7 protein-coding genes and 1 pseudogene are annotated in these 6,917 nt (G+C 68.0%); 5 read left to right on the forward strand and 3 right to left on the reverse strand.

Annotated features, from left to right (window positions below; genetic code table 11):
- The first annotated feature begins 436 nt into the window (after positions 1-436).
- From EF903_RS26075 to EF903_RS26100, 5 genes are all read left to right on the forward strand, one after another.
- Positions 437-799, forward strand: a complete 363-nt coding sequence (locus tag EF903_RS26075; protein WP_125547144.1) for a hypothetical protein — start codon at positions 437-439, stop codon at positions 797-799.
- Between the two features lie 1,048 nt (positions 800-1,847).
- Positions 1,848-2,117 carry a hypothetical protein gene (locus EF903_RS26085; RefSeq protein WP_125547146.1) on the forward strand — a complete coding sequence of 90 codons (270 nt, stop codon included), beginning with the start codon at positions 1,848-1,850 and terminating at the stop codon, positions 2,115-2,117.
- Positions 2,118-2,167: 50 nt separating this feature from the next.
- Complete coding sequence (locus EF903_RS26090) at positions 2,168-2,605, forward strand: hypothetical protein (RefSeq protein WP_125547148.1); 438 nt, start codon at positions 2,168-2,170, stop codon at positions 2,603-2,605.
- Positions 2,606-2,637: 32 nt separating this feature from the next.
- Positions 2,638-3,309 carry a hypothetical protein gene (locus EF903_RS26095; RefSeq protein WP_125547151.1) on the forward strand — a complete coding sequence of 224 codons (672 nt, stop codon included), beginning with the start codon at positions 2,638-2,640 and terminating at the stop codon, positions 3,307-3,309.
- 82 nt (positions 3,310-3,391) lie between these two features.
- A complete protein-coding gene (locus tag EF903_RS26100) occupies positions 3,392-3,694 on the forward strand; it encodes a hypothetical protein (protein WP_125547153.1) in 303 nt (100 codons plus the stop codon).
- Between the two features lie 40 nt (positions 3,695-3,734).
- Here EF903_RS26100 and EF903_RS36155 read toward each other — a convergent pair whose 3' ends face one another.
- The 3 genes and pseudogenes from EF903_RS36155 to EF903_RS26110 all read right to left on the reverse strand — a co-directional run.
- A complete protein-coding gene (locus EF903_RS36155; RefSeq protein ID WP_260615934.1) occupies positions 3,735-4,082 on the reverse strand; it encodes an ASCH domain-containing protein in 348 nt (115 codons plus the stop codon).
- A pseudogene (locus EF903_RS36160) lies at positions 4,056-4,442 on the reverse strand (cytidine deaminase family protein); the annotation flags it as partial. The pseudogene EF903_RS36160 and the gene EF903_RS36155, both read right to left, overlap by 27 nt.
- A gap of 51 nt (positions 4,443-4,493) precedes the next feature.
- On the reverse strand, positions 4,494-6,917 hold a 2,424-nt coding region (locus EF903_RS26110), incomplete at its 5' end, for a bifunctional [glutamine synthetase] adenylyltransferase/[glutamine synthetase]-adenylyl-L-tyrosine phosphorylase (protein WP_125547155.1).

Genomic DNA, 6,917 nt, shown 5'->3' on the forward strand with positions numbered 1-6,917 from the left:
CCCCCAACCCGGCCACGTACCCCCACAACCCGCACACCTGGTCGGACCCGCTCGGCCTGGGGCCGTGTCCCCCCAACGCTCATTTGGCGGACCTTCCGGTGCACACGTCGCCAGACCGCTTTTACGTGAGGGCCGGCGAGTTGGTCGAGAACCGCATTGCCAGTCATCCCTTGACCGATGCGCAGATGCACGGTGGAGAAGTAGCCGGCCATGGCGGTGTCCGAAATCTGACGAACGAGGAGCTTGTACGCTACGGAGGGCCACAAGGCGATGACCCAGTGAGCGGGTACAGGGACTGGGCGAAGGATGATTCGATCCAATATCCTGGATCAAAGATCCATATCACGGGCGGGCATCACAGAACCGCGGAGATCGTTCGCCGCATATCGCTTGGAGAGTTCGACCCGGACACCCTCATTGAATTTGCAATCCGGAGATGATTGAGATGCGTGTCGTCGCGATTAAGGACCTGGAGAGCGTGCTGTATGGCACGGTCGCAGATGGGAAAATCTGGGCCGCCCTTGTCACCAAGGACGGTATACGCTGGCTAGGCAGTTGGAGTCGCCCCGTCACGGCGGATCCCATGCGCGAATTCGATGCCCTGAGCCACGCGCTCAGCAGTCGAATTCAGAACGACGGCAGGTCGGCTACCGGGCCATACGGCCCGAGCCTCAAAGAGCATTATTTCTTCACTGGGTGGGATTCGTGGGGCCCAGGCATCCCGGCACCACTGAAAGATCATATCGAGGCGCAGATAGCTGCAGCCACTTCCCGAGTAGCGGACCTGGACACGCAATGAGTAAGCACCGACGGTATCCATATCTGGGCCCTAAGCACCTACTGCAAAAAACCCACCACTGGGGAAAGGGTCGTGCGATCCGAGGGGTCGAGCAGCTAACACCGGCCGACCTCGGAGAAACACAGACATACGTTGTGGACACAACGGGGACTCTTCTCCTGGCGCCCAGGAGAAGTGAGCATGTTGCGTGCGCCGGCGGGAAACCGGTGCTAGGTGCAGGTGAAATTCGCTTCACACGAAGCGAAAACACCTGGCGCGTGGGCGAGATAAGCAACCTATCCACGGGATATGGGCCGGATTTGATTTCCTGGCATTCAGTTGCCCGTTCGCTCGATCAGGCCGGCATCCAGCGGCCGGATGAGTTCACGCACGCGGTGATCTTTCGCCGGTGCGTGAGTTGCCAAGGTCTTAATATCGTCCGGGACGAGTGGTTTGTATGCGCCGTCTGCGACAGCGACCTGCCAGCCAATTGGAACCTTGAAGTTCGGTGATTCCCGTAACGGATTCGGGCGAGTGGCGCTATATCCTGGGGTGACTCTACGAAATTTTTTTTCGGAATGTCGGCTGTTCGCCATTTCCCGAAAAGGCGTGGCGCTGCTTCGTATCATCGCCTCTCGTGAAGCCGATCGATAACGGCCTCCAACCGGACCAGCATCGATGCGCACTCGGCGGGCGAGAGGTCGTCTCCGCCGACGTCTGGATGGTTGAGGAGCGGTTCCAGGGCGTGGACACCTCGGTTCACGGCCGATCGCCGCCGAAGCCCCACATTTCGTCGAGGGCAAACTCCTCGACTTCGGCAAGACGCCTCCGGAACGTGTGAAAGCTTCTGTAGGACCAATCGCGGCACAGATCCCGTATGGTTCCATCACGATGTCGTCGTGTACGGCGACAGGATCTACGACGGCTTCACGGGTCGACATGGACTACCGAAGGCCGAATACGACGCCCTATGGAGCCCCGACTATCTCGACATACTTCATTGGAGGCCACTCGATTGAGGCTTTCGGAAATTATCCCACAGCTGCAGGCGAGGCCTGGAATTTTCGGCTTGAACGGGCAGCTCTCCAGCTATGTGGCATTTCTGTACGGATTTTCGGCCGCCGACCAGTACGGCGATCTGGCCAGATACCGCGAATGGTTGGCCGAGCAGCTCGCACTGGATGGCAGCCTTGGATGGCCAGGGATAGTTCTACGCAGGGCGTTCCCAGATGACAGTAGAATGTGGGATCTGCACGCAGAGCGCTCCACAGAACAGGAGCGGGCCGCTATCTCTTCCCTGATCCAAACGCTGGAAGAATTCACGGAAGCGGCACACTGAGTCACCGTCCCCATTGCGCAGCTCATAACCTCCTCCTTGCCGGAAGAATCGTGATCACAGAATTCAGCGTCCGCCCCGACCAGGGCGAGCCCAGCGGGTTCGACCTCGGGGACATGCTGTGGCGTGGACAGCTGGGTGAGGCCGGGTCGGCGGGGCATGTCCCCGATCAAGGCATGATGATCTACGTCTCGGTGACCGAGTTGATGGACTGCCTCGGCGGGCTGCTTCAAGGGCGCGCCAAGTTTGCGTCGTTCACCGGAGTCGACACCTCCTTCGGGCTTACATTCCGGGCGACCAAGAAGGGGATCAGCGTGGCTGCCCGGTCCGGGCCGGTGGCGCTCGTCAGCCCTGATGTGCTCGCTCGGACGGTGCTCTCCGCGGCTGAGGGCCTAGCACGCCACCACCTCGACCTGCTTCCACGCGACGGGGTTTCGGACGACTACACCGCCGCGCTTACGGCCTTCCGATCCGCGGTCACGGAACGATGAATGAGGCATCCCGAGAAGGGGCGGGAATCCCAATGAGCACCACGGGGGAGCCGGTGTCGCGGTTCGAGCGGGCCAGAATCGCACTTGAGCGGTTCGCGCCTTTGGCGTGGCTTAAGTGCAGTAGCGAAACCGACAACGCCGGACGCGTCCAGATGCCTTTGCTCGGTTGGCGTTTCAGCGAACCACATCCCGAGTTGCAGGGGATGTTCAGCTCTGTGGTGCAGGATGCGCCGCGGAGAGTCACCTGGACCTTCAAGGAGGGGCGGAACGCCTTGATCGCCCCTTCCCGGCTGGCGCTACGCGAGCAAAGCGGCGAAGACCACCTCGGTGTCGCGATCGATATCACGAGCAGCGATCAGCAGCTCTGCATCGCCGCCTCCGAGGACATCGAACGCATCATCCAGGCGATCGCCGCGCAGCCCGCACTGCCGATCGCGACACGTCTGTACGTGCAACAGCTGGCCAAGTGCTCTGTCGGCGAGCTGGTGTGTGTCGTGAAGAACTTCACCGGCGAGGCACGGGCGGGCATGGTGTTCCGGCCCGTCGGTGCGGCCGATGTCGAGCTCCGGCTGACCTCGATCCGCTGGTACCCGCCCCGGCCGGAGACCATGAGCCGATCCCCTCTGGCCAAGGTGACGCTCGTCGGTCACGGCGCCGAGCGCGTCGGACTCAAGGAGCTGCTGGTCAGCGTCCCCGACCAATGAGGCGCAGCTCCTGTCCTGCTGACATCCGATTCGCTCTACGACCCGACCAGGTTGTGAGACTGGCGAGTTCGACCTTGCGGACATGCTGTGGCGTGGGCGATCAGGCGAAGATCAGTGGGACGTTCTTCTCGACGCTGGTCGGCTGGCATCCCTGCAATGGCCGGCCGCACCCGAGGCGGGTTTCCACGGCGAGGCCACGCACGCCGAGGTGACGCTTCTCTTCAACACCCGTACCCGCGAGCTCGGCAGGCCGAGCGGTGACCACACCGTGCTCGTCCACGTCCGCAGCGTCGTCTTCGACGGCCGACAGACGGGAGAGCCGTACGCCCGCCGGCTCGCCGCGCAGGTCGGGCTCGCGGTCGTCGGGCCCGCGCAGCGGTCCTGAAGGCGGGCCGCAGCCGGCACGCCGCGGCCCGGCCAAGCGGTCACGGCGCCAGGCGGAAGTGGACCACCGAGACGTCGTCGGTCGGCTTGATGTCGGGGTAGTGGAACCGGAGCCTGTCCTGCAGCTCGGCGAGGTCCCGGAAGCCGTCGGCGACCGCGTCCGACTCGGTCAGCTCGGCGACCGTCTTGGGCGTGATCCGTGTGACCACGCCCGGCACGACCACATCCTCGTCCAGTTCGAACACCATGTTCACCGGGCCCGGTTCCACCGGGTCGCGGAACCGCACCGTGGACGTCTTCCGCCCTGCGCGCACGGCATCGAGGTACGTGCGGTGGAAGTACAGGGTTTGCGCCGCGGACTGCTCCGCCCAGACGTACGCGTGGGGCAGCAGGTCGGTGATCGGGACACTCCGGATGCCGTCGCCCGCCGGCACGAGGACGCGGATGCCCGGGTGGTGGTCGAGCAGGATCTGCCGGTCCCGGCCGCACGGTGCGAGCACCCCGCGGCCCCTGTCGCCTACGGCGACGATCGCCGTCAGGTCGCGTGCTCCCTCGGCGCGCGCATGCCCGAGCGCCACCAGCTCCGCGCAGGGGCCGCCCGTGAAGTGGTAGAGGTTGATGCCGCCGAACATACGGCCCTGGGCGTCGCGTACGGCCGCCCCGACGGTGTGCGTCTCACCGTCGCCGTTCGTCTCGACGATGTGCCGGGCGAACTCGACCAGTTCCTGGTCTTCTTGCGGTAAATGCATCGTGTTGTCCATCCCGCTGACCCTACTCATACGGGTCTCGGAGCCAGGACGCTACCCCCCGTAGAACAGGTCGTCGACGACGGCGCGGGCTCGGCGGGTGATGCGGCGGTAGTCGTCGAGCATTTCGCCGACCGTGCCCTCCGCGTAGCCCAGGTAGCGCCCGACGGCCGCCAGTTCGCGGGTCTGCGTCGGGAACGTGTCGCCGGCGCGGCCGCGGACCAGCATGACCGCGTTGCGGACGCGGGAGGCCAGGACCCAGGCCTCGTCCAGGATCTGCGCCTCCTCCGTCCCGATGAGGCCGGCCGCGCGGGCCGCGGCCAGGGCCTCGCGGGTGCGGGTGGTGCGCAGGCCCGGTTCGGCCCAGGCGTGCCGCATCTGGAGCAGCTGCACCGTCCACTCGACGTCGCTGAGCCCGCCGCGGCCCAGCTTCGTGTGCAGGGTGGGGTCGGCGCCGCGCGGCAGGCGTTCGGACTCCATGCGGGCCTTCAGCCGGCGGATCTCGCGGACCGCGTCGTCGCCGAGGCCCTCGGCGGGGTAGCGCAGCGGGTCGACCAGGTCGATGAAGCGGCGGCCGAGGTCCGGGTCGCCGGCGACCGGCACGGCGCGCAGCAGGGCCTGGCTCTCCCAGGTGAGGGACCAGCGGCGGTAGTAGGCGGCGTACGAGGCGAGGGTGCGGACCAGCGGCCCGGAGCGGCCTTCGGGGCGCAGGTCGGCGTCGATGAGGAGCGGCGGGTCGGCGGTGGGGAGTTGCAGGAGCCGGCGCATCTCGGCGATGACGGCCTGCGCGGCCTTCGCGGCCTCCTGCTCGTCGACGCCTTCGCGGGGCTCGTGGACGAAGAGGACGTCGGCGTCGGAGCCGTAGCCGAGCTCGTGCCCGCCGAAGCGGCCGACGCCGATCACGGCGAACCGGGTCGGGAGGGTGTCGCCCCACTGGTCGCGGACGGCGGCGCGCAGGGCTCCGCCGATCGTGGCGGCGGTGAGGTCGGTGACGGCCCGGCCGACGCGGTCGACGAGGGCGCCGAGGTCGGTCTCGGCGGGGCTGTCCTCCGTGCCGTACGAGCCGATGATGTCGGCGGCGGCGGTGCGGAACAGCTCCCGCCGCCGCACCCCGCGGGCGGAGGTGACGGCGGCCTCGGCGCTGTCGGCGCGGCCGACCGCGGCCAGCACCTCCTGCTCCAGGGCGTCGGCGCCGCGCGGGTGGAGGCCCTCGGGGTCGCCGAGGAGGGCGACGGCCTCGGGGGCGCGCAGCAGCAGGTCGGGGGCGAGGCGGCCGGCGGACAGGACGCGGGCCAGGTTCTCGGCGGCGGCGCCCTCGTCGCGCAGGAGGCGCAGGTACCAGGGGGTCTTGCCGAGGGCGTCGGAGACCTTCCGGAAGTTCAGCAGGCCTGCGTCGGGGTCGGCGGAGTCGGCGAACCAGCCCAGCATGACCGGCAGCAGGGTCCGCTGGATGGCGGCCTTGCGGGTGACGCCGGAGGCGAGGGCTTCCAGGTGGCGGAGGGCGGCGGCCGGGTCGGCGTACCCGAGGGCCTCCAGGCGCTGGCCGGCGGCGCGCGGGGAGAGCCGGGTCTCGCCGGGGGCGAGCTGGGCGACGGCGTCGAGGAGCGGCCGGTAGAACAGCTTCTCGTGCAGGCGGCGGACCACGGAGGCGTGGCGGCGCCAGGCCCGGTTGAGCTCGGCGACGGGTTCGGTGCGCAGCCCGAGGGAGCGGCCGAGGCGGCGCAGGTCGGCCTCACCCTCGGGGACGAGGTGGGTGCGGCGCAGCCGGTACAGCTGGATGCGGTGCTCCATGGCGCGCAGGAAGCGGTAGGCGTCGCCGAGCTGGGCGGCGTCCGCACGCCCGACGTAGCCGCCGGCGGCCAGGGCGTGCAGGGCGTCGAGGGTGGTGCGGGAGTGCAGGGTGGTGTCGCTGCGGCCGTGGACGAGCTGGAGCAGCTGCACCGCGAACTCGACGTCGCGGAGCCCGCCGGGGCCCAGCTTCAGCTCGCGGTCGACGTGGGCGGCGGGGATGTTGTCGACGACGCGGCGGCGCATGTGCTGGACGTCGGCGACGAAGTTCTCCCGCTCGGCGGCCTGCCACACCAGCGGCGTTATGGCCTCGACGTACTGGGCGCCGAGGTCGGGGTCGCCGGCGACGGCGCGGGCCTTGAGGAGCGCCTGGAACTCCCACGTCTTGGCCCAGCGCTGGTAGTAGGCGAGGTGGGAGGAGAGGGTGCGGACGAGGGGGCCGTTGCGGCCCTCGGGGCGCAGGTTGGCGTCGACGGGCCAGATGGTGCCCTCGACGGTGGTCTCGGAGCAGATCCGCATCAGGTGGGAGGCGAGGCGGGTGGCGGCGCGGAGCGCGGCGGACTCGTCGGCGCCGTTCGCGGTGTCGCCGACGAAGATGACGTCGACGTCGGAGACGTAGTTCAGCTCGTTGCCGCCGCACTTGCCCATCGCGATGACGGCGAGGCGGCACTGGGCGGCGTCCTCGGGGGC

This window comes from Streptomyces sp. WAC05292, from assembly GCF_003949955.1.
Classification (GTDB): domain Bacteria; phylum Actinomycetota; class Actinomycetes; order Streptomycetales; family Streptomycetaceae; genus Streptomyces; species Streptomyces globosus.

Bases quoted from the DNA above. Each gene is read 5' to 3' on its own strand.
- EF903_RS26075 (WP_125547144.1), top strand. From the start codon at position 437: ATGATTGAGATGCGTGTCGTCGCGATTAAGGACCTGGAGAGCGTGCTG.
- EF903_RS26095 (WP_125547151.1), top strand. From the start codon at position 2,638: ATGAGCACCACGGGGGAGCCGGTGTCGCGGTTCGAGCGGGCCAGAATC.
- EF903_RS26100 (WP_125547153.1), top strand. From the start codon at position 3,392: ATGCTGTGGCGTGGGCGATCAGGCGAAGATCAGTGGGACGTTCTTCTC.